This is a genomic window from Marinifilum sp. RC60d5, from assembly GCF_052400665.1.
GTDB lineage: Bacteria > Bacteroidota > Bacteroidia > Bacteroidales > Marinifilaceae > JBQTGK01.
Genome location: NZ_JBQTGK010000003.1, coordinates 236,935 through 260,548, shown reverse-complemented (window position 1 = coordinate 260,548; position 23,614 = coordinate 236,935). Strand labels below are relative to the sequence as shown.

17 protein-coding genes are annotated in these 23,614 nt (G+C 33.4%); 4 read left to right on the top strand and 13 right to left on the bottom strand.

Annotation, left to right across the window (positions count from 1 at the left end):
* Positions 1-14: 14 nt before the first annotated feature.
* The 5 genes from ACT3CE_RS08610 to ACT3CE_RS08590 all read right to left on the bottom strand — a co-directional run bounded on the left by ACT3CE_RS08610 (position 15) and on the right by ACT3CE_RS08590 (position 7,541).
* Positions 15-2,900 carry an FAD-binding and (Fe-S)-binding domain-containing protein gene (locus tag ACT3CE_RS08610; protein ID WP_444709361.1) on the bottom strand — a complete coding sequence of 962 codons (2,886 nt, stop codon included), beginning with the start codon at positions 2,898-2,900 and terminating at the stop codon, positions 15-17.
* A 128-nt stretch (positions 2,901-3,028) separates the two neighbouring features.
* Complete coding sequence (locus tag ACT3CE_RS08605; RefSeq protein WP_444709360.1) at positions 3,029-4,687, bottom strand: L-lactate permease; 1,659 nt, start codon at positions 4,685-4,687, stop codon at positions 3,029-3,031.
* Positions 4,688-4,704: 17 nt separating this feature from the next.
* Positions 4,705-4,896, bottom strand: a complete 192-nt coding sequence (locus tag ACT3CE_RS08600) for a hypothetical protein (protein ID WP_444709359.1) — start codon at positions 4,894-4,896, stop codon at positions 4,705-4,707.
* A gap of 17 nt (positions 4,897-4,913) precedes the next feature.
* The gene (ldhH, locus tag ACT3CE_RS08595; protein WP_444709358.1) at positions 4,914-7,058 is read right to left on the bottom strand and encodes an L-lactate dehydrogenase (quinone) large subunit LdhH; all 2,145 of its coding nucleotides are present in this window, start codon (positions 7,056-7,058) and stop codon (positions 4,914-4,916) included.
* A gap of 9 nt (positions 7,059-7,067) precedes the next feature.
* The gene (locus ACT3CE_RS08590; protein ID WP_444709357.1) at positions 7,068-7,541 is read right to left on the bottom strand and encodes a LutC/YkgG family protein; all 474 of its coding nucleotides are present in this window, start codon (positions 7,539-7,541) and stop codon (positions 7,068-7,070) included.
* A gap of 657 nt (positions 7,542-8,198) precedes the next feature.
* Between ACT3CE_RS08590 and ACT3CE_RS08585 the strand changes: the two genes are divergently transcribed.
* Positions 8,199-8,579 carry a PH domain-containing protein gene (locus tag ACT3CE_RS08585; protein ID WP_444709356.1) on the top strand — a complete coding sequence of 127 codons (381 nt, stop codon included), beginning with the start codon at positions 8,199-8,201 and terminating at the stop codon, positions 8,577-8,579.
* A gap of 75 nt (positions 8,580-8,654) precedes the next feature.
* Positions 8,655-8,831, top strand: coding sequence for a hypothetical protein (locus ACT3CE_RS08580; RefSeq protein WP_444709355.1), 177 nt, complete (start codon positions 8,655-8,657; stop codon positions 8,829-8,831).
* Between the two features lie 74 nt (positions 8,832-8,905).
* Here ACT3CE_RS08580 and ACT3CE_RS08575 read toward each other — a convergent pair whose 3' ends face one another.
* The 8 genes from ACT3CE_RS08575 to ACT3CE_RS08540 form a co-directional block, all read right to left on the bottom strand.
* Positions 8,906-9,421, bottom strand: a complete 516-nt coding sequence (locus ACT3CE_RS08575) for an LUD domain-containing protein (protein WP_444709354.1) — start codon at positions 9,419-9,421, stop codon at positions 8,906-8,908.
* Between the two features lie 533 nt (positions 9,422-9,954).
* Positions 9,955-11,307 (bottom strand): FAD-dependent oxidoreductase, encoded by a 1,353-nt coding sequence (locus ACT3CE_RS08570; RefSeq protein WP_444709353.1) that lies wholly within the window; start codon positions 11,305-11,307, stop codon positions 9,955-9,957.
* A 537-nt stretch (positions 11,308-11,844) separates the two neighbouring features.
* Positions 11,845-13,290, bottom strand: coding sequence for a sigma-54-dependent transcriptional regulator (locus tag ACT3CE_RS08565; protein WP_444709352.1), 1,446 nt, complete (start codon positions 13,288-13,290; stop codon positions 11,845-11,847).
* A gap of 29 nt (positions 13,291-13,319) precedes the next feature.
* Positions 13,320-15,713, bottom strand: a complete 2,394-nt coding sequence (locus ACT3CE_RS08560) for an ABC transporter substrate binding protein (protein ID WP_444709351.1) — start codon at positions 15,711-15,713, stop codon at positions 13,320-13,322.
* Positions 15,714-15,912: 199 nt separating this feature from the next.
* Positions 15,913-17,085: an ATP-binding protein gene (locus ACT3CE_RS08555; RefSeq protein ID WP_444709350.1), complete on the bottom strand. Its 1,173-nt coding sequence runs from the start codon at positions 17,083-17,085 to the stop codon at positions 15,913-15,915.
* Positions 17,086-17,227: 142 nt separating this feature from the next.
* Positions 17,228-17,818: a porin family protein gene (locus ACT3CE_RS08550; protein WP_444709349.1), complete on the bottom strand. Its 591-nt coding sequence runs from the start codon at positions 17,816-17,818 to the stop codon at positions 17,228-17,230.
* 171 nt (positions 17,819-17,989) lie between these two features.
* Complete coding sequence (locus ACT3CE_RS08545) at positions 17,990-19,201, bottom strand: aminopeptidase C (RefSeq protein WP_444709348.1); 1,212 nt, start codon at positions 19,199-19,201, stop codon at positions 17,990-17,992.
* A gap of 242 nt (positions 19,202-19,443) precedes the next feature.
* The gene (locus tag ACT3CE_RS08540) at positions 19,444-20,154 is read right to left on the bottom strand and encodes a cytidylate kinase-like family protein (protein ID WP_444709347.1); all 711 of its coding nucleotides are present in this window, start codon (positions 20,152-20,154) and stop codon (positions 19,444-19,446) included.
* Between the two features lie 169 nt (positions 20,155-20,323).
* Between ACT3CE_RS08540 and ACT3CE_RS08535 the strand changes: the two genes are divergently transcribed.
* Together ACT3CE_RS08535 and ACT3CE_RS08530 are read left to right on the top strand one after the other, a co-directional pair.
* Complete coding sequence (locus ACT3CE_RS08535; RefSeq protein WP_444709346.1) at positions 20,324-22,294, top strand: tetratricopeptide repeat protein; 1,971 nt, start codon at positions 20,324-20,326, stop codon at positions 22,292-22,294.
* Positions 22,295-22,328: 34 nt separating this feature from the next.
* Positions 22,329-23,603 carry a replication-associated recombination protein A gene (locus ACT3CE_RS08530; RefSeq protein WP_444709345.1) on the top strand — a complete coding sequence of 425 codons (1,275 nt, stop codon included), beginning with the start codon at positions 22,329-22,331 and terminating at the stop codon, positions 23,601-23,603.
* The last annotated feature ends 11 nt before the right edge of the window (positions 23,604-23,614 follow it).

The following is a 23,614-nucleotide window of genomic DNA, read 5'->3' as shown; positions in this document are numbered from 1 at the left end:
CTCATATAAATTAACTAGATCGCAACTTTTTCTTTTTTGCGTGTTTTTTTCTTGAATTTAGGAGTTTCGGCCTTTGCCACACTTACTCTATCAACCAAATAAATAATTGACATATAAGGTACACCTCCATTAGTACTTAGACCAATTTCACACGTTCTGCTATTTGAATAACCTGCTACTACTTTTGACTGATCAATTACAGGACGAAGTTTACGAAGCGCATATTTATTTACCTCTGGGAAGTTAAATCCTCTATCTCCGGCAAAACCACAACATCCTACCTCTTCTGGTAAAATAACATGAGTAGCACATGCTTCAGCTACAGCTTTTAATACAGGTGTTAACCCCATTTTTGTAGTTGTACAAGTTGGGTGTACGGCAATCACTTCATCAACCTTAGTGAACTCTAATTTATCCATTAAAAATTCATGAATAAACTCAACTGGTTCGTAAAGTTTCAATGTTTTATCCATTACTCTTCTCATTCTATACAAACAAGGTGAAGTATCACACAAAACAGGATATTTTCCATTCTCGGAAGCTTTTACAAGTGCAGCTTCTAATTCAGAAGATTTCTGATCAGCATGCTTTATAAGCCCTTTACTCTCCCAAGGCGTACCACAACATAAATTACTCATTCCATCAGGGAAAATAACCTCATAACCGGCTTTTTCAAGTAATTTTTGTGTTACCTTATGCAATGGCTCTTTATATGGATCTCCTTTTGCAGGTCCCATAGTTTGTGCAATACAAGATGGGAAATACACTACTTTTAAAGGATTTTCCTGATTAATTTCTTTAGGTTTAGGCCCGCTTACCCCTTTCGGCATGGCTGGTGTCCATAATGGAATATTATTACCACTTAATTTTCTAAATCCACCGGCAATTCCACCAAGTAAAGTCGAGCCCATAACTGTATGTACACCATTCACAAATTTTAAGCCTCCGCGAATTGTAGAACCTACAGTTGAGAAATTATCAGCAACTTTAGCACTTATTTTTTGAGCACGAGGAGTATCAACATTTAAGGATCTTAAATATTTGATGTACTTACCAGTATCAATACCAACAGGACAAGATGTTGCACACAATCCATCACCAGCACAAGTTTGTTCTCCAAGATAAACGAAACCTTTTCTTAACTCCGCTAATCTTTCTGAATTTTCGCCAGTAGTTTCCAGTCTTTTAATTTCGCGCTGCACAACCGTGCGTTGACGAGCCGAAAGAGAAAATCCTGCTGTTAAACAATTTACTTCACAAAAACCACACTCAATACATTTGTCAACAATATCGTGAACAGGCATTAAAGTTTTGAAGTTTTTAGTATAACAATTTGGATCATCATTAATAATTACACCAGGATTTAGTAGGTTCTTAGGATCGAAAAGCTGCTTCACTTCTTTCATTAATTCGTAAGCTTCTTCTCCCCATTCGTGTTTTACAAACGGTGCCATATTTCTACCTGTACCATGCTCTGCCTTAAGCGAACCATCGTACTTATCAACCACCAAATTATCTACCTCACCCATAAAATTGATATACTGTTCCAGTTCTTCTGGCTTATCAAAATTCTGATTAAAGATAAAGTGGAAGTTACCTTCTAAAGCATGACCATAAATTACGCCATCCTTATATCCATATTTCGCAATCAACTCCTGCAAATCCAAAGTTGCCTTAGGTAAATCTTCAATATGGAAAGCCACATCCTCAATTATACAAGTAGTACCTGTTTCTCTCAGTCCTCCTACAGCTGGAAAAACACCTTTACGGATATCCCAATATTTAGAGTATTCCTCTGGTTTATCGGTAAACTCGATAGGACGAACAGTTTCATAAGCCGATAACAGATTTTTTATCTCTTTGATATTGCCATCCAATTCTTCCTGACTATTGGCAAGTGTTTCCACCAATATCGCTGTAACTCCATCAGGAAAATCTTTAATAAAAGCAGGAATACCATCAGAATCTTCAACCGATCGCAATGCAATTCGATCAAGCATTTCAGCGCCATGTACCGGACCTGGTTTCATGGTTACAACCGATTGACAAGCAGTAACAATATCATGGAAATAGATCATTGCACTGGCCTTAAACTTGTGATTCACGACCGTTTTCATGGTTAACTCTGACATAAAGGCCAAAGTACCTTCAGAACCAACCATTAGGTTTACTATAATTTGAAAAGGATCATCATAATCGATGAAAGGATTAATGCTTAAGCCTGTTGTATTTTTAATACTGTACTTGTAGCGAATACGATCGGCTAATTTTTTATTAGCTCTAACACGATCTCTAATTTCTTCGATTTTACGAACAAAATCGCCATGCGATTGCATAAAGGCTTTTTTACTTTCATCGCTACCAGTATCTAAAACAGTACCATCGGCAAAAATTAAACGAGCAGAACGAATGGTTTTGTATGAATTTTCGTGAGTACCACAATTCATTCCCGAAGCATTATTCATTACAATACCACCAATCAATGCAGAATTGATAGAAGCAGGATCGGGACCTAATTTTTGTCCGTAAGGAGCAAGAATTTTATTGATACGTGCACCAACCAAACCTGGCTGCATACGAATTTCAGATCCATCTTTTAATACTTCGTAACCTTCCCAATTCTTTCCGGCAAAAATTAGAATAGAATCGGTAATTGCCTGTCCAGCTAAACTTGTTCCTGCAGCTCTAAATGTAACTGGCAAATCGTATTTGTTAGCCAATTTAATAGCTTTGGTAACTTCTTTTTCGTTTTGAGCTCGAATTACAATTTTAGGTGTCAAACGGTAAAAACCAGCATCCGTTCCATAGGCTAAGTTTCTAATTTCATCAGTATATAATCGTGATGTTTCAATATCAGATTTAATCTCCTCGTAAAACTTTTTATAATTTCCTTTCAACATAACCCTTTGTTTTTAATATTATCTATATCACTGCAAATCGAACTGATGATTTAAGTGAATTAATGTACGTTTTATTTCTTTTTAAAAGAGTCAAATATTCGAAATTACGAATATTTGACTCCAATATATTATAATGGTAGCGGATTAAACCCTGATGAAATTAAAACCACTACAACAATCATTACCATTAAATAGTAAACAAATGCAGGTATCGCGTTTCTACGAATAATTGTTCCTTCGGCACCAATACAACCAACGGTGGCACAAACAGCAACAACATTGTTTACACAAATCATATTACCCAAGGCAGCACCAATTGTTTGAACTGCTACAATTAAAACCTGAGGAATACCCAAAATAGTAGCTGTTTCGAATTGCAATGAAGAAAACAATAAGTTAGAAACTGTTGCCGATCCCGACATAAATGATCCTAATACTCCTACAATAGGCGCAATAACAGGATATGCATTTCCAGAAAGATCAGCAATAGCCGTAGCCATAGTTGTAAGCATACTATCCATTCCAGCACCATTAGTTCCTGATTTTAACATTAGCTGAACCATTGCCACACCAGCAAATAAAGCTATAGCAGCACCACTAATTTGTTTAAATGTGGTTTTCCACGATTCAACAACTTGCTTTCCATTCATATTATGCATGAAGTTAGTAATAACAGCTACCAAAATAAATGGAATTGTTCCTGGTAAATAAGCCCATTTTAACACATAAGTTAAACCTTCTATACCTAATACATCTGATAAAGTAATAGTTTGAGCAGCCAACCACCCTTTTAATCCTAAAGAAGGAATACGTGTAACCACAAGAATAATTGCAATTAATACATAAGGCATCCATGCTTTTACCAAGCCCATTTTCGCCTCTCCGGTATCACCATTATTATCGTTCGATTTCCAATTCGCTTCCCATTCTGATTTTGGAGGAAAATCCCAAGATTTTTTAGGAACCAAAAATCCTTTTTTCGCTGCAAAAACAACAATACCAAGTCCAATAAACGCACCTAATAAAGAAGGTAAATCAGGACCTAATGTAGACGCGATTAATACATAAGGAATTGCAAAAGCAAGACCAGCAAAAATTGCAAATGGCGCTGCAGCCAAAGCTGGTTTAATTGATTTCTCTTTACCAAAAAATTTGGTCATTATCATGATTCCCAATAATGGAATAAAAATACCAACTAAAGCATTTGGAATTGCAATCCATTTGGTAAGTGCCAATTTAAACACTTCGGGATTCGCTCCAATATTTGATAAATTTTGTTCCAGAGTAACCATAGCACCACCACTAATTGGCGTACCTACAGCACCATAAGGTACCGGAACAGAGTTAAAAATAAGAGCAACCATTGCGGCAGCCAAAGGAGGAAATCCAAGTCCTACCAAAAGTGGTCCGGCCAATGCTGCAGGAGTTCCAAAACCAGCAGCTCCCTCGATAAATGCACCAAACATGAAACCAATAATAATCGCCTGAATTCGTCGATCGGTAGTAATTCCACTAAAACCATTGTTTATGGTAGTCATTGCCCCCGACAACTTCATGGTATTTAAAATAAGTATGGCTCCAAAAATAATAATTAAAATATCCATGGCTTTAAGAAATCCAAATACTGAATATCCCAATATATGGTGGATATCTATTTTCCATACTCCAAAAGCTACAACAATAGCTAGTAATAATGATAAAGGCAATGCCTTTTTGGCTCCCCAGTTGAAGCCCACCATCAGGACAATGGTTAATAAAATTGGGGAAAAAGCTAATAATGCGTCCATAAAAAATGATTTAGGTTTTAATTAGTAATAGTTTTATTTTTTTTATTAAATGGATTTGATTTATTATAGTTTTTTAAAACAGAATCACTATTCTTAACAGGATCTCCAACAATAGCAGAATTGTGCATCAGTACATCCAAAGCAACAAGCTTTTGTTTTAAGTCTTTTAAACTTTCCTGCATGTTTATTTCATAATTTTTGAAGTCCATATTTAAAAATTTATTCGTTATAACAACTCTAAATAATTTTCTATAAACTCAGTTAAGTGCAGCACCTTAACAGGTACTTTTTTATGCATTAAACCTCCATTAATTTGCATTACACATCCTGGACAATCAGTAACCAAAATATCAGCCTTGCTTGCTTGAATATTTTCTATTTTTTTAGTTAATATTCCATTTGATATATTTGCAAAATCAAGAGAGTAAGTACCTCCAAAACCACAACACACATTGCTATCGGTAAGATGTATAAATTGTTTTCCGATTAAATTAGAAAGGAAAGATTCTGCAGAATAATCAAGAGACCTGGAATCGTGACATGGAGTATGATATGTTACTTTTTTATTTCCTTTAACTTTAAATTTTATATTATTCTCTTCGATAAATTTCCCGATTGGAGTTACCATACTACCCAATTGCGAAGCTTTTTTATATCTATTAGGATCTTCCTCAGTAAAATCTAAAAATTCATGTTTTATTGCTCCTCCACATGTAGGGCACAATACCAATAATGCCTCGTAATCTTTAATCTCAGGTAAATTATCCAGAGTATTATAAATCATTGTTTTAGCATTCTCTGGATCACCCGAAGCTATTGACGGTATACCACAACAAGCTGCTTTCTTAGGAATATCAACTTGTATCCCACTTTTTTGCAATAGTTTTACCATAGCCAATCCCATTTCAGGATAGAAATATTCTATCGCACAACCTGGATAAAAAAATACTTTTCTTTCGGAAGTAAATTGATCATAACCTTCTTTAAAAAAACGTTTGCTAAATGTCTTAGAAGCCAGAGCTGGAAATTTTCTAAAATCCATCTCTTTTGGTATCATTGGAACCGTACTTATAATTTTCTCCTGATTGGTCTTATTTATTTTTGTTAACGGAAATTGAAATGTTGAGCCTACACTTAATAAAGATCTCATGCGATCGGGCTTAGCAACAACATTTTTAAACACTTTCTTTTTAATTGGATTGATACCATATTTTTTACCAACCACTAGTTTTAATTCCGAAATTAAAGACTGAAGATCTATTCCTGAAGGACAATTAAACGAACAGGCACGACAACCAATACACATTTTTAGAATATCTTTTGCAGCATCATCACCCTGATAAAGCGCTGTTAATATAAGTCCAATAGAACCAATATAACGGTCACCATAAACATGTCCTCCCACCATTTCGTAGGCTGGACAAATATTAGCACAACTACCACAACGAATACATTTTAATGCCTCTTTAAACTTTGGATGCTCAAAAAATGCCAAACGCCCATTATCTAAAAACACATAATGAGTTTCTTTTATTCCATCTTCGTTTTTATAGGAAGGTGTTCGTCCCTTAATCCATGTAGTATATGAAGTAATAGTTTGTCCTGTTGCACTCTTTGGTAAAACGCGAACAATATCCAATGCCTGATTAAAATCATCGCAAAGCTTTTCATATCCAACCAATACAATATGTACAGGAGGAACAGTTGACGACAAACGTGCATTTCCCTCATTGGTAACTAAACCAATGGTACCCGTGCTTGCAACAGCAACATTCGCACCTGTCATTCCAATACCAGCTTTAAAATACGATTCGCGTAAAAAGCGGCGAGCAATTTCAACCATTGCTTTGATATCATCAGGATCAACATCTTCACCCGAATAATCGGAAAATATTTTTGCTACCTGCTGACGTGTTTTATGAATAGCAGGCATAACCATATGTGATGGATGTTCATTCGCCAATTGAAGAATCCACTCACCCAAATCAGTCTCAATTGGTTGCAATCCTTCTTTCTCTAAATAATGATTTAACAAAATTTCTTCTGAAGTCATCGATTTAGACTTTACCATATATTTGGTATTGTGCTTTTTCATAACTTCAGCAATGTATTTACAAGCATCCTCACCAGTTTTTGCCTGAAATACTTTACAACCATGTTTCTCTACATTTTCACGAAACAGGTTAAATTGTTGCATCACTTTATTTAAATCCCGGTCTTTTAAGTCATGTACACGAGTACGCAAAGCTTCAAAATCCATACCTTTATATGCATTCTCTTTTGATGCTTTATAAGCTGTAGCAAAACCTTTTAGGTTTTTATACAAAACCTCATCATTAATTTTCTCTTGTATTTTGTCGTGAATTCCCATCGCTTCTAATTATAAATCATTCAAAATATAAACTGTCATCTCCTTAGGTCCGTGCACACCAACGGTAAGTACACGTTCAATATCAGCTGTTCGACTAGCTCCTGTAATAAAAGCAACATACCCCCCCATATCTGCGGTTCGTTCCTCAATAAAATCTGCTACATCATTCAAACTGGAAACCAATTTACTTAGCGGAACAACTACCAATAATTTTTCGGCAAGACAAGTTGCCAGTCTTTTATTTTCATTGCAGCTATCTATTACCACAGTACCGGTTTCGGCAATTGCGTAGTCTACTTCAACAAGTGCATTAACAATTCCTTTCTCACCTGCTCTAATATCTTTTACTTGCTTAAAAACAGGAACATTTATATATTCGAAATTCTCTTGTTTTAATATTTGCGAAAATTCTTCTTTGGACAAGATTATATTCTCATTTCCAACTAAAGAGGACTTCTCTAAAAAGCTTTCTAAATCTTTCATTACACTTAGCTTATTTTATTAGAATTCTGTTTACACCTATTATTTTGCATTTCTCCTAACCAATAGCAATGCCAAAAATCACCACCCCCTTTTATCTAGAATCATTCTAACATTTAACCTTCTATTAATATGTACTTTAGTTATCGAAAAGGTTTTCGAAACCCTCATATACAAACGATTTCGCTCATGTTCAATTTTGAACGTTTTAGATTTTAAGGATGTGCATTTTTGCACAATTGTGCAATTTGACACGCTTTATTTTTTGGATTTAAATAAAAGAATACACCGTATTTAAGAATAGTAAACTTACATCAGTTATGTTAATCATTGGAGGGGAGTTATTTTACGAAAACAGACAAAAAATAATTTATAAATCAGAAGTACTCATTAATTATTTTACAAATTGTCACATTAAAAATATCTGCACAAAACAAAATATCTTACCTTTATTTACATATTTTTGATTTATGCACAATTTAAACTTAAACAACTTCTTTTAATTAACTAAACCATAGATCATCTAGCTAAATCAGCTCTTTCAAAAGTGAAATACTATAAATACATTTTGTTTAAAGTCAAAAAAATAAAAGAATTGAGTAATATCAGTAATACAAATGCGAGATAAAAAAATTTCAAAATCATATAACTACTAAAAATATGGGAATATTTTCATCCTTATTGGGCAATGCAGATGCTATTAGTCAAGAAAAACTAAAAAGTGAATTTGAACTGCTTTTAACAGACAATGAAGAAATTGAAATTGGCTTTAAACTTATTCGTGACACATTTATATTTACCAATAAAAGATTAATTATAGTTGATAAACAAGGAGTAACAGGTCAAAAAACTGAATATTTATCAATTAGTTACAAAAGCATATCGCGCTTTAGCATAGAAACTGCCGGCACCTTCGATCTGGATGCAGAACTCAAAATCTGGGTATCGAGCGAACAAGTACCTAGTATCGCAAAAAAGTTTAATAAATCGGTTAATGTTTACGATGTTCAAAAAATACTTGCCAAACATGTCTTGGGATAATTTAGCTGTAAACAACAGTCTCAATTACAGGAAAATAAAATAATTTCATATCAAAAAGAAAAGCACTAATTAACTATGAGAAAAAAGAAAATAATATACGACTTGCTTTTTGTATTGCTATCAGGTATATTTTTAACGGTTTTAGATAAGTATGGCTTATTACATAAATATGCTGGCTTTGCACTTATCCCGCTAGTAATTGCATATTATACAGGTCAAATCGTAGAAAGAAAATTTACTAACAAAAAATAACAAATACAATTTACATCATAAAATTAGCCTCCCAAATTGAGAGGCTAATCATCACTTTACACCCAAAAATTTCACTATAAATCTTCGATAAGATAAACCATTGTTTTTAGAGCTTTTAAGGATAAACTCAAACCTTTATTAGTTGCCGATGCATTTAGACCAGCAATTCCTCTGCCAATAGTCACTACTGTTTTATCTGTTATTAGTTCCAAATCATCCATTGTTTGCAAAACTTTACTAGCTGGCACTATAATATGTAGGGTTTCTGCTAAAAATATGGTAAGCAACTGATCCGAATCATGCAAATCCAGAACAAGAATTCCAGATTCAGCAATAGCATATTCAGCTTCTAGTATAGCATTTCGCGCGTTACTAATATTAAATGATTTTTTATTGATATCAAGACTGTTTAAACGCACAAATTCGAATTGAATATTCTCTTTACATGCTGCTTCAATAAATAATTCCTGATCTACTTTTAGAGAGTCGTTTCCAATTCGATTTGAATTCGCTAAAAATGAATCCAAAAGGTCTCTCCTCTTCTCTACCGAGAATAAATTCTGATTTTGTGTACAAGCTTTTACTTCCATACCCTTTAGATTTTAATTAAAAACATAACAAGTCTAGATCAAAGAAAATGCCAAAATATTCGAATTTAATCGAATAAAGAATAAATAAACACTAATCCTTGATTTACTGACACTTAACTACTGCACACTATCCGTAGAAACAATAAAAAACAGTGTTCAGTATTGAACATTTTTACAAATTTAGAACGCAAAATTGAACATTTGCCCTATAATGCACATTTTCAACACATTAATAAACGTGGCATTTCTCCACGACTGTGGACTATTTTCACACGTTAAGTAAACTTAAAAAGCAATCGAATTACCCATTATGTCATATTATACTTAACCAATAGACTTTTTAAATATTATCACATAAAACCCAGATAAGTTATTATGCTTATCTATTTATAAATCTAAAAGCATAAATGTAAACAAGCAGCACAAAAAAAAACCGTTAAAAAGAAACAATCACTCTCTTTAACGGATTTATTATAAACACCTTAAGCTAAAACAAAAGATTTACTGTATTTATACGAACTTCGATAATCTTTCTAATTATAATTATACATTTGCTGAACAGCTCGCATGGCAGCCAAAGCAACAGGATAAGCTGTAGGTCCTGCAGTAAGTTTAGGTTGCGTTCCGTATTGCATTAATGCAATTTCAGAAGCAGTCATATTTTTTTGAATAGCCAATCCCAGCATATTTATCATTTCACCAGTTGAATCGCCGCCAATAACCTGTGCTCCCAAAATCACCCCACTTCCTTCCGAAAAAATTAGCTTAACCATCTGTTCTGAAGTATTAGGAAGAGTTGCCGGATGATGGTCGACACCACTATGATGCCCAACAATTATTTTAAAACCTTCGGCTTTTGCCTGCTTTTCGGTAAGACCGGCAGCACCTACTGAAATATCATCAAGCGAACTGGAGAAAATAGCAATACTGCCTTTTACCTGACGAATAATTCGTAAATCGAAAAGATTCATACCAGCAACACGAGCTTCAGAAGCCGCAGTTGAAGCCAACATTAATTTTGATTGTTTACGGGTAAAAAAGTCATGATGCTCTACACAATCTCCCACTGCAAAAACATCTTTCACATTCGTACGCATGTATTCGTCGGTTACAATGCCACCATAAATACCAATCTCTATTCCACATTGTTTTGCCAATGTAATATTTGATCTATATCCAATGGCTAATATTACACGGTCAGCTTTAATTTCTTCACCACCTTTTAATTTTACCGCACTTACCTTTCCATTTACACCCTCAATTTTATCTACCATGGTATTTGTGCGAATATTTACTCCATGACTTTTAAGTATTGCAGCAGCTGGTTCAACAACATCATTATCAAAAGCAAGCGGTAAAATAGAATCCATCGATTCGATAAGCGTAACATTTTTACATACTTTGCTTAACTCATCACTCATTTCAACACCAATAAAACCAGCACCTACTACAACAATATCTTCACCTTGCTTTAGTTGAGGCTGAATTGATTTAATATATTCCATCTCTTTACGAATCGTTACCACACCTTCCAAATCGGCACCAGGAATTGGCGGAACAAAAGGTACAGAACCAGTAGCAACAATTAGCTTATCGTAAGAAACGGAATCACTATTTTTTATGCTTAATCTCTTATTATCTGTGTCTATTGATGTTACTTCATCTATAAGAAGATCTACCCCACCTTTTTTAAAACGTTCTGGATTAATGGCATTAGCCTCAATATTTTCAAGAGTCCCAAAAGTATAAGGAATACCACAGGGAACAAGTGATGTTGCTTCTTTTTTAACTATTAATACTGATTTGTTTTTATGCAACATTTTTGCAGAAATTGCTGCTGCTCCTCCAGCTGGATTACCACCAATTATTACTACGTCGTAATTCATTATTCTAATTTTAAATTGATTTTACTTTACTAAAGCGTTCCGATTAATTGTTAATCATCTTTTTAATATTTAAATACTGCTATAATTTATAACTAGAATAAGGCCTATTTATAAGACTGTAGCATTACATTTAAATATGATACAATATTAAAGAGGTATTAGACCATGAACAAAAGAGGTGTATTGGGATATTCGTAAGGTTAAATTGAAATTTAATAAGTTTTTTTTGATGAAATGATAATTCGAAAAAAAAGTGACAAACTTGTTTCAATAAACAATTGATCTGTTAAAATACAAGATAATAAAAAGAAAAGCTTAAAAATACTTTCTGGAGTTTTATAAGCTGGAAACTATAGCTTTATACATATTAAATAGAGTACAAAAAAACCGGTATTTCATGAATACCGGCAAACAGACTTCTGCCCTATTTTATTTATCTATTAAAAAAAGGTCTGAATAACTTTACTTACCCTCTTTATAGGATATTAGCTAAAAACTATTATTTGGGAAATTCTAGCTTAAAATAACTTTCTAATTCTATAGCTTATTCATTCTACTACGAAGAGCACTTCTTGTTATTCCCAGATATTCGGCTGTTTTCGACTTATTATTATCGAATTTTTTTAATGCTTTTCGTACAATTTCTAATTCCAATTGTTCAATGTGCAATCCATCATCGGGCAATACAATTCTACCAGGTGTTAATGGCTGATCTCCAGTATTTAGTTCTTCCTCGTCGGCTTGCAAAAATCTAATGTGTTCGGGTCTTAATTCCAAATTGTTATATAAAAGTGTTGCCCGTTCAATTGTATTTTTTAACTCACGAATATTTCCCGGCCATTCGTATTCATGCATTATTTTTTTCGCATCCTTACTTATAAATTTAAATTTACGTCCTCGTTTTTTAGCGTACTCATCTAAAAATATCTGCGAAAAAGATAAAATTGCTTCTCTCCTTTCACGCAATGCAGGAATATAAATTCTACCTGTATTTAATCGGTAATAAAGATCACTACGGAAAGTCTTCTCTGCCACCATTTCTTTAAGGTTTCTGTTGGTAGCACAAATTACTCTAACATCAAGCTCTATTGGCTTGCTTCCTCCAACCCGATACATTTCTCTTTGCTGCAAAACTCTTAATAGTTTGGGCTGCATATCGAGTGGCATTTCACCTATTTCGTCGAGAAACAAAGTTCCACCTTGTGCCAATTCCAGTTTACCTGGTTTTCCTTGCTTTCGAGCTCCTGTAAATGAACCATCCTCGTATCCAAATAATTCGCTTTCAAATAAAGTAGGAGAAATTGCCGAACAGTTAATAGATATAAAAGGTTGAAGCACCTCCTCTTCGTCTCCAAAATGAACTAATCGTGCCATTACCTCTTTTCCTGTTCCGGTTTCTCCTTCGATTAAAACAGGCACCGATCTATCGGCATGAAATTGCACAGCCATACGCACAACTCCTCTCATAGCATCGGAAAACACACCAATTTTTCCTACACTTGTAATTTCACGAATAGTAGTTTCATAGTAATTAATACGCTCGGCCTCTTCCCTTTTTACTGAAGAAATTTCTTTCTGGAAATTTTCTTTCAGATCTCTATTTTCTTCCTTTAGCCTCATATTTTCGGCCACACGTTCAATTAAAATTGCAAGCTCTTCAATATTAACAGGCTTTAACAAATAATCATAAGCTCCTCCTCTCAAAGCCTCTATAGAAGTTTCCATATCACCAAAACCAGTCATAATAACCACTTCAGTAGATTCTCCTTCGGGAGTTTCCTTAATCTTTTTTAAAAGATCTATTCCAGACATACCTGGCATTCTCATATCAGAAATTACCATTTTATAAGTATCCGTCTGCAATAAATTCAAAGCATCGTCGCCCGAATGGCAAAGACTAATCTCATAACCTAATTGTTCCTCAATAAACTCTGCAACCGCTGCCCCACTCGACCTGTCATCATCAACGATAAGTACCTTCATAAAATCAGTAATATATTAATTAAGAAACTTTATTCCTGTAATTTAAATTTTATAATAAAACTAGCCCCTCCATCTGAGTTGTTATAGTTTGATATTTCTCCCTGAAAACGATCAATAAAAGACTTAACAATAGCCATACCTAGACCACTTCCCGATTCGGGTTCTTTTGTTGTAAACAAAGGATCATATATTTTTTCCTGAATACTTGCTTCAATTCCTGTTCCATTATCATGAATTTCGAGAATTCCATTCGCTTGATCTTTTCGCACCACAATTTTAATTTGCTTGTTATCTCTTTTCACCTTATCCAAAGAATGAATTGAATTTACTATTAAATTTACGACAATTTGCTCGAACTGAATGTAGTTAGCATGTACCATCACTTTTTTATGGAGCAGTTCATACTCTAAATCAATACTATGATCATAAATTTGGCGTTTTATTAACGATAAAGAACTACTAACAGCTTTAGCTACATCAACTGTTTCAGTTAATATATTCTGAGGTTTTTCCCAAAAAGTTCTCATGTGCTTAATTATGGAGTCTATACGAGAAGTTCCTTCGGAAATTGTTTTTATTTTTCGGGCAAACATTTCTGGCAGTTCACCTGGATTTCTTTTTTGCCAAAACAAAACACTATCAGCCGTAATTTTAATGGCATTTAGGGGTTGGTTTATTTCATGGGTAATTCCTGCAGCCATTACTCCTATAGATGCCAATCTGGAAGATTCCTCTAATAAGCGAAGGGCTTCTATATTTTTTTGTTCTGCTTCAATTCTTGCATCCATTAACTGGTTACGCTCCCATGCATTGGCAATCATATTAACTGTTGAAAAAAAGATTGAAATTTCATCTCTCGACCAATTGTGAATTTGGCTTTGTGAAAATCCCATTATGCCCATTACTTTATTTTCAACCATCACAGGTAATATTACTACTGCACTAATATTTAATTTACGATAGTACTCCTGCTCACTTTGCTTTAAGTTAAGTAAATCATTTGAAACAAGACTCCTATTCATTTGTAATCTAGCAATTACATCTTTCAAGTCCGAAAAATAGAACTGATCAACATCTTTAATATTTTTCCCTTTAGTTGAAACACGACTTGTAATTTTTACGGCTGAATCGTTAAAATCGTGCAAAGAATACAAACTAATACGAGCCACATTTAATTCTTCAGTCATTACCTTAAGTACATCATCTAATACATGTTTAAAATCGGATGAGGCATTTAATAATCGACCAGCAATACCAAGTAAGCGCTCATGCTTTATAGATACTTTTAATCGATCTTGCTCTTTTATTAATGCTCTTTCAGCTCTTATGCGTCTTACAATTGCTTTCGATAAAACCACAATTATAACTGAGGCTAAAATTGTGATTCCCAGAATTATATCTATCCATTCTTTATTTTCGCTATAAAATGAACGAGGAGAATTTATAAAAAAAGTTTCTTCTGGAAGCGATTCCTTATTTATCTTAAATCTTTTTATCTCGTTATAATCTACCACATATTGATCTAATGGCTTACGATAAATTGGAATTGAATCGGCAGGAATCCCTCTCAACACTTTCTGTGCCATTCTCGCTGCCATTTCCCCATGAAAACTACCATTCACAACCTTACCTCCAATAACACCTTCATTAATATAAAATGCCCACGCAATATATATGGGTACTTTACTTTGCGGAATTAATAAATCAAGATTATCCTGAAAACTAATAAATTTACCATCCTTATCTTTATTAAATGTTAACAAAAGTATGGAAGTATCTCCCTTTATATTCTTTACATTATTGATCAATTCATCCATTCCCTGATCTTCGTAATACACAAACTTCAGTTTATCTTTGAATTTTTGCTCTAAATCGAGCATCAATAATTTATTTAATTTAGCAGTAGTTGTTTTATTATCGTTTATAACAACCAGATTTTTTGTATTTGGCTGTGTGGTAAGAATCAGATTAATTACACCATCCCAGTCTATCTCTTCTGCCACACCAGTAATATTTTTCATTCCTTCAATCATTTTATCTTCGAAATGATTAATTCCACAAAAAATTATAGGTGTATTCTTAAAGTATTTAGTTCGATGACTTTTAACAAAAGATAAAGCATTGTTATCCGAGACAATAATAGCATCGTATTTTTCTCTTTGTAGCTTTAAATCATATAATTCTATCAGTTTACTCAGATAATCGGAGGATGGATTTCTTTTTGTATCTAAATACTCATAATCGATTTCAAATTTGTTTCCTGTTGAATCCAACACCTGCTGAATTCCTCGATTTACATTATCGGTCCAACGCAAACCCTGATGATATGAATGTAGAACTAATACTTTTTTTCTATTACTGGAATATCCAGTAAGAAAACAGAAAATAAAAAATAGAATTGATGCAAACCGTAAAATTCTCATAACATACCGTATTGAGGAAGTTAATAAAGCCCTAAAATAATTTAAAACAAGATAATTTTAGTACTTAAAAAGATGTTACGTGAAAGGTTTTAAAAACTAATTAAATATTAAAGTTAAATATTGTAACTTTTACAATCGTAAAACACTTACAAACAGACACTTTTCTTGACATCACAAAAAAAGCTTATTATTTTAAAAACTAAACCGGCAGAGTAAAAGCAAAAATACTTCCTTTACCTAACTCACTTTTAAGGTAAATTTGTCCTTTGTGCTGTTCTACAAACTCTTTACACAAAATTAAACCAAGACCAGTACCTGTTTCATGTTCGGTTCCAATTCCAACAACACTTTCGCCTATCTTAAAAAGTTTATCTATTTTATCTGAATCTATTCCCACACCATTATCGGAGACTGATATTTCTATAAAGTCGTTTAGTAGTTTCGACTCTACAATAATTTTACCACCTTTGGGCGTAAACTTTATTGCATTTGTTATCAGATTCCGAACTACTGTATTAATCATATTAGCATCGATATAAGCAATAAGATTTTCGTCTATTTTTGCTTCTAAACTAATTTGCTTTTGCTCTGCACTTCCGGTAAGCAAGTTTACTACTTCGTTCACCAAATCCCACAGGTCAACCTGTTTTGGTTTCCAGGCAATCGATCCGGTTTGCATTCTCGACCATTCCAGTAAATTTTCTAACAAACGATACCCTTGCCGAGCAGAATTATTAATAATGGAATGAAAATTATGAAGCTGTTCATTTGATAATTCGCCACTACTATTTACCAAAAAATCGGAAGCTCCAATTAAGGAAGCAAACGGATTTTTAAGATCGTGAGCAATAATAGAGAAAAATTTATCCTTTGTGGCATTTAACAGTTCGAGTTCTTTTCTTTGCCTCTCTATCATTAATTTTTGTCTGGTAAGCTCTTCTTCCAAATGATCTTTCACAATCATTCTTTCTTTTAAATTTTGCAGTGGAATAAGAATTGAATCTATTATTTTAATGTCAAACTTTTTTTCTGCTTTTTTTAATTGCTTAAGAGTACATATTAATAAACTGGTTTTATTTTTTGCTGTTGCCGAGGCCGATCTACTTTCAGTATCAATTAAGGCATACTCTCCAAAGCACCGGTCCTTTTCCAGTTCTATAAAAATATGCTCCTGATCGTGAATTTGTACGCAACCTTTAGCTATAACATATACAGCTCCTCCCGATTCACCTTTTTTAAAAATAACTTGCCCTGAAGTATAGTCAATAACATCTACTTCCTGTGCTAAAAATTGAAATACTTCCTCGGTCTGATCTAGCATAAAATCGAGTTTTTTAAGCAGATTTATTTTTGAATTAAGAGAAAGTGACATGGAATTATATTTTTAAAAATTTAGATTTACCACAAAATTATGCCTTTGAAAGATTAAAGAAAGAAATTTTCTTTGAATAATAACAAAAAAAAAGACCACCAATTTATATTGGCAGTCTTAATCAATATGTTTTTCTCGGTTTTTAGAACAATTTAAAACCTAAGGTTACATTAAACATTTTATTCTTTTTCAAAAACTCAGAAGATACATCTGATAATCCAAATTCATAATCAACATCAAAAGTTAATTTCCAAACATCAACTCCGGCTCCCACTTTGGCATTCCAAACAGCTCCTTTTAAATCTTCATTTTGGAATTGATTCTTTAAGGTCGCTGAAAAACTATCGTCAATATTAAAAGATGCCACAGGCCCAGCAAATGCTCTCAATTTAAAAGCTGGCAATTTAACAAGCTTATACCCTAATAGAATAGGAATATCCATGCTTTTTGTTTTAACATCACCACTTTCACCATTATATACAACTTCACTTTTACGAGAAACATAATTTAACTCAGGTTGCAAATACCACTTATTTAAATTAACTCTTAAAAATGCCCCCAACATCATTCCATTGTCAGCTTTATCCTTAATAGTGGTCGCACCAGGAATTTTCGAATCCATTTTTGTACTAACCAATCCTGCATGTAACCCTAAACTAATAGGTGAAGATAATTGAGCAAACATTGCTGTAGAGAACAAGCAAATAGCTACAGATAAAATAAATTTTTTCATAGTTAAATAATTTTCAAATTTTAGAACTACTAATTTAATGCTTTTTTCACACTTATCATTAGACTAATGTTATTAATAAACAGAAAAAGTCTGTTTACTCTATAAATCAAATAGTTTAAAACAAAAGAATCCCGACTTTTAGTCGGGATTCTTTATTTTATTCAATTAGAATTACAATCCCAATTTTGCTTTCATTTCTTTCGACAAAGCATCTTTATGAATCATAAACGACATTGTTTTGTAGGATACAAATGGGTAAGATGCATAAAAGTAACCATCGTACTTGTTGCTATCGGCAGCCCATGAGTTTTTCACGATAAAATACTTGTTCTCTTTTTGATCTTTAGCAATACCAACAATATGCATTCCATGATCGTCGGTAGTTGTATAGTTATCGAATGCCATCTGGCGCATTTCCTGAGTAATTACTTTCTCTTTAACAGGACCAGCTTCACCATTTAACTTTGCATCTTTCTCGTCTTTCGAAAGCGATTCCCATTTCGAAATTTCAGAATCAGTCATATTTTTTGTTGTAGCATCCGGAACAATTGCAATTCCTTTTCTATACATGAATCCTTTTTCACTTACATCTGATGCCCAGCCGATTGTATAACCTTTCATAATGGCACCTTCCATAATTTCCATCATTTCGTTCATAGGTACATTGTAAACCTCATCCCACAACCAGTTATCAGGTACTTCGATAATAAATTTTTCGTAAAATGGATGATGAGTATATGATGAAATCTCGATATAATCGTCGGCATTAACACCTACAAAATCTTTAGCAAACGATTTTGGGGTGTACTCTTTTCCTTCATACTCAAATTTCTCTGGTTTCTCGCCAAGATATGCATCTAATATACCATCGAAACCTTTATGCCAAACCGGAGATAGCTTACGATTTTTATTTTTAATAACAGCACTTACATAATCATTTAAAACTGCATCCAGCTCTCCATGAGTATGACCTTCTTCGCCATATTTAATTCCATGGTATACACTTTCAGGTACCAATCCAAAATTTCTCATAACGTAAGTTACATCATGAAAAGCACCACCACCGCCAAAGTTGAATTTTCCATTCATTCTTACGTGCTTAACAGCTTTATCAGAGTAACAATTATACACAACAAACATTTCAGATAAATCAACCTCTGGTTTTCCCATTCTTATCATTTCCGATTCGATAAATGATAATCCGGAAAATGCCCAGCAAGTACCCGATCTGTGCTGATCTTTTACCGATGTAGCTGGTAATCTTTTAATATCAGTAAACTGATAGGATTCTTTTTCTTTCTTAACTTCTTTTTTAGCTTCGGCCGATGCGGAAAATAATAAACCGGCAGCCAAAAGCCCAATGGTAAGGAACTTTATTTTCATTGCTTTTGCTATTTATTAATTATCTATTCAAACGGTTGCAAAAGTAACAAAAACAATATGCCAGACAACGATATTTGTCAGTTTACCGATATTTTTCGATTAAACCTGTATTTTTCTAGTTGTATATTGTCACACAATTATAATATAAAAGTAACCGCATAAAATTTTAAGCAAAATTATATTTTTAAAGAGTTGCCAGGTATCCATAAAATTCCCAACAATTCACACACAAAAAACTTTAGTTAACCTATTACTATTTGTTTTCCTAAAACACCTTTTTTCTCCATTAAAGATATTGTGGAGTCCACAATTTGTTCTTCGTTCAGATTCTTTGCGTTGTATATCACATCAAAAACAGTATTTGCAAGTGACTTTTTATTAAAATAGTTTCTAAGTATTTCTCTTTTTTTATCAATATCCTTAGCATATTTTATCATTTCATCCATACTAAGTTTATATACTTTTTGCAATTGTGCAGCCCTCCACTCTATAGGAGCCTGCAACTTAATATGAAAAGATCTTGGAATATTGCTGGATAAAACCACTCCTCCACGACCAATAATTATACAATTCCCTTTACATGCAAAAGATTGAACAACATCTGCAATTGTTTTTTTTATCTTCCTGTCACTTTGATAGTATTTACTAGATAAAGCTGCAAAAATTTCGTCCCAGGTTGATTTCTCTTTTGAGTTAAATACATACTCAATTTTAGAAGGATTAAGATTCAATGCTTTCGCAGATTGCTCCAGAATCTCTTTAGTTAAACAATTCCATTGTGTACCTGTTTTTTCGCTTAATTTCTCAACCATAATGTTTGCAATATTAATTGCAGAACATCCGCATTCGCGTGAAATAGTAACAACAGGTCCTTTACAGAATATTTCTTTATTCGGATCTATAATTTTAGACTCGAACCTCTTCTCCATATACTTTAATAAAATATTGCCCATAACCACCTCCTGATTAGTTCGTTTCTCTTCTAATAATTTAAGCTTTTTTAATAAGAAAAGAAAATAGATAGGCTCAATTTTTGTTATTATAAACCGATTATTAAAAGAAGGAAATATTAATTTTATAGATTTGTAGATCAAATTTAAGCCTTACCCAAAACAATTTACAATGCGCAAATTATTTTCTGTAATCATTACACTCTTACTACATTTCACTGTATCAGCTCAGCTTAATACAAATAACATTTTCGACAAAGGGCGAAATGCTATCTATTTTGATGATTATACCGAGGCAATCACAAAGTTTAATGATATTATTAGGGTAAAAGCGTACCTACCTGAACCTTATTTTTTTAGAGGATTAGCAAAATCGTATCTTGAAGATTTTAATGGTGCAATTGTTGATTATACAAAAGCAATTGAGTTAAATCCGAATTATACTTTCGCATATTTATATAGAGGAATTGCCAAGCAAAGCCTAAAAAAATATACTGAAGCCATCGAAGATTTTGATAAAGCTCTACAATTTAAGCCCAATTTAGCCGATATATATTTTAGCAAGGGTAACAGTTTGGCCTCTTTAAAAAAATACAAAGAAGCACTTAAAAATTATAGCAAAGCCATTCAAATTGATTCTGAGCTAATGGGAGCTTATTTAAACCGAGCACTTGTTCGCGATAATTTAGGCGATACCGATGGAGCAATTCAGGATTGTAATAAAGCCATTCAGCTTAATAATTTTTCAACCGATGCCTATGGCAACAGAGGATATTTAAAATTTAAGAAAAAAGAATACGAAGAAGCCATTAAAGATTATAACAGAGCTTTAAAATTAGCACCCGAGAATACACGAGTTTTAATGAGCCGTGGAATGGCCAACCATGAATTAAAAAATTTACAAAAAACCTTAGATGATTATAATAAAGTTTTAGAGATTGATCCAAATAATGCGCACTGTTACTACAACAGAGCAATTTTAAAGTCGGAGATTGGTGATTATAATTCTGCCATTGATGATTTTAATAGTGTATTGGAGATGAATCCGGATAACATGCTTATTTATTTTAACCGTGGTTTTGTTAAAATGGATATTGGTGATTATTACGGTGCAATTAAAGATTATAGTACTGCTATTCGAATTTATCCCGATTTTGCAAAAGCCTATTTGGCCAGATCGTCGGCAAAAATTCAATTAAACGACCGTAAAGGATCTATGCAAGATAGAAATCAGGCAATGCTGATTATCGAAAAGTATAAGAAAATGAAAAACGATGGAGCCATGTCGGCCCTTGTGGATACAACCGAAAATTTCCAAAAACTAATCGATCTAAACTCGAGAGATTCATTCACGGAAAAAATTATAAAAGGACGCGTTCAGGATAAGTACGTAAGCATAGAATTGGAAGACAATTTTCATATTACACACCTAAGTATGGATAGTCTTCGTGCCGGAAAAATTCAATATTACGATCAAACCATAATGCGTTACAACCAAAAGCAAAACTACAATCCAGCATTTACCCTATCAAATAACCATTTAAGATATCCTAAAAAACTTATCGATAAACAACTAAACTCGGCAACGCAACAAATAGACGCAAAACAGTCGGGTGCTTATTTCCAAAGAGGAACCTATCAGCTTATGGATAAAAAATACAACAATGCGATTGAAGATTTTAGCAAGTCTATCGAAGAAAATCCAGATTTCGTTTTCGCGTACTTTAACAGAGCCAATGCTGTTGTTGCCATGACCGACTATATTCAATCGGTAGGATTAACCAACGAATCGGTTATTAGCCTGCGACCAGGTGAGAAAAAAAATAATAAGGAAGTAATTGTAGATTATGGAAGTGCCATAAAAGACTATACCAAAGCCATACAAATTGATCCATCCTTTACTTTTGCAATTTACAATCGTGCAAATGCTTATGCAAAATCGAAACAACTTAAAAAAGCCATTGCCGATTACGACTGGGTCATTCAATTGGATCCGAATTTTAAAGAAGCCTATTACAACCGAGGTTTAGTTTATTTAATTATGGACAATAAAGCTTTAGCCTACGAAGATTTAAGTTTAGCCGGAGAATTAGGATTACCCAACGCTTACAATGTGATAAAACGATATTGTAACAAAGAGTAGAACATATTTATTTCACCTGATATTACAAGCATAAATGACAGCGAACCAACCTTTAGCAGAACGATTAAGACCTACAGATTTAAAAAACTATTTGGGGCAGAAACATTTGGTAGGAGAAAAAGCCGTTCTTAGAAAAATGATTGAATCGGGAAATATCTCCTCTTTTATTCTTTGGGGGCCTCCTGGTGTGGGAAAAACAACACTGGCTAAAATTATCGCCAAACAATTAAATCGTCCTTTTTATACCTTATCAGCTGTAAATTCGGGGGTAAAGGATGTTCGTGAAGTAATATCGAAAGCTGAAAAACAGAAATTCTTTTCTACACCAAATCCAATTTTATTTATCGATGAAATTCATCGGTTTAGCAAATCACAACAAGATTCTTTATTGGGAGCGGTAGAAAATGGCACAGTTACTTTAATTGGGGCAACTACCGAAAATCCATCATTCGAAGTAATTTCTCCTCTTTTATCAAGATGTCAGGTTTATGTACTAAAAGCTCAGGAAAAGGAAGATTTACAGCAATTAATCGATTTTGCAATAAAAAATGATAGCTACTTAAAAGAGAAAAATATTGAGATTGAAGAAAGCGATGCATTATTAAAATTTTCGGGTGGTGATGCACGTAAACTGCTAAATATCTTAGAGCTGGTTGTTAATTCTCAAATTACCGATGAAATAAGAATAAACAATAAATTAGTGCTAAAAGAACTTCAGGAAAATCCATCGATGTACGATAAAGATGGAGAACAGCACTACGATATTGCTTCTGCTCTTATCAAATCTATTAGAGGCAGCGATCCTGATGCTTCGGTATATTGGCTTGCCAGAATGATTGAAGGAGGCGAAGATGCTAAATTTATAGCTCGCCGATTAGTTATTTCGGCTAGCGAAGATATTGGCTTAGCCAACCCCAATGCCCTATTACTTGCCAATGCTTGCTTTCAGGCTGTTAATGTAGTTGGAATGCCCGAATCAAGAATTATTTTATCGGAAACTACCGTATATTTAGCCACATCGCCAAAAAGTAATGCTTCCTATTTGGCCATTGGCAAAGCTCAGGCTTTGGTAAGAGAAACCGGAAATCTTCCTGTTCCCCTACATTTAAGAAATGCACCAACCAAACTTATGAAAGAATTAGGCTATAAAAAAGATTATAAATACTCTCACGATTATCCAGGGAATTTTGTCGATCAGCAATTTCTTCCTGACGAGATTAAGAACCAAAGAATTTACTTTCCACAAAAAAATCAGCAAGAATTAAAAATTTGGGAACGATTAAAAGGCTGGTGGAAAAATCGATTCTAAAAATTAATTAC

Coding starts and splice junctions, on each gene's coding strand:
- ACT3CE_RS08550 (WP_444709349.1), bottom strand. CDS start 17,818: ATGAAAAAATTTATTTTATCTGTAGCTATTTGCTTGTTCTCTACAGCA.
- ACT3CE_RS08570 (WP_444709353.1), bottom strand. CDS start 11,307: ATGAATTACGACGTAGTAATAATTGGTGGTAATCCAGCTGGAGGAGCA.
- ACT3CE_RS08590 (WP_444709357.1), bottom strand. CDS start 7,541: ATGAAAGATTTAGAAAGCTTTTTAGAGAAGTCCTCTTTAGTTGGAAAT.
- ACT3CE_RS08530 (WP_444709345.1), top strand. CDS start 22,329: ATGACAGCGAACCAACCTTTAGCAGAACGATTAAGACCTACAGATTTA.
- ACT3CE_RS08555 (WP_444709350.1), bottom strand. CDS start 17,085: ATGTCACTTTCTCTTAATTCAAAAATAAATCTGCTTAAAAAACTCGAT.
- ACT3CE_RS08560 (WP_444709351.1), bottom strand. CDS start 15,713: ATGAGAATTTTACGGTTTGCATCAATTCTATTTTTTATTTTCTGTTTT.
- ACT3CE_RS08605 (WP_444709360.1), bottom strand. CDS start 4,687: ATGGACGCATTATTAGCTTTTTCCCCAATTTTATTAACCATTGTCCTG.
- ACT3CE_RS08580 (WP_444709355.1), top strand. CDS start 8,655: ATGAGAAAAAAGAAAATAATATACGACTTGCTTTTTGTATTGCTATCA.
- ACT3CE_RS08540 (WP_444709347.1), bottom strand. CDS start 20,154: ATGGGCAATATTTTATTAAAGTATATGGAGAAGAGGTTCGAGTCTAAA.
- ACT3CE_RS08600 (WP_444709359.1), bottom strand. CDS start 4,896: ATGGACTTCAAAAATTATGAAATAAACATGCAGGAAAGTTTAAAAGAC.
- ACT3CE_RS08535 (WP_444709346.1), top strand. CDS start 20,324: ATGCGCAAATTATTTTCTGTAATCATTACACTCTTACTACATTTCACT.
- ACT3CE_RS08565 (WP_444709352.1), bottom strand. CDS start 13,290: ATGAAGGTACTTATCGTTGATGATGACAGGTCGAGTGGGGCAGCGGTT.
- ACT3CE_RS08575 (WP_444709354.1), bottom strand. CDS start 9,421: ATGGAAGTAAAAGCTTGTACACAAAATCAGAATTTATTCTCGGTAGAG.
- ACT3CE_RS08545 (WP_444709348.1), bottom strand. CDS start 19,201: ATGAAAATAAAGTTCCTTACCATTGGGCTTTTGGCTGCCGGTTTATTA.
- ACT3CE_RS08610 (WP_444709361.1), bottom strand. CDS start 2,900: ATGTTGAAAGGAAATTATAAAAAGTTTTACGAGGAGATTAAATCTGAT.
- ACT3CE_RS08585 (WP_444709356.1), top strand. CDS start 8,199: ATGGGAATATTTTCATCCTTATTGGGCAATGCAGATGCTATTAGTCAA.
- ldhH (WP_444709358.1), bottom strand. CDS start 7,058: ATGGGAATTCACGACAAAATACAAGAGAAAATTAATGATGAGGTTTTG.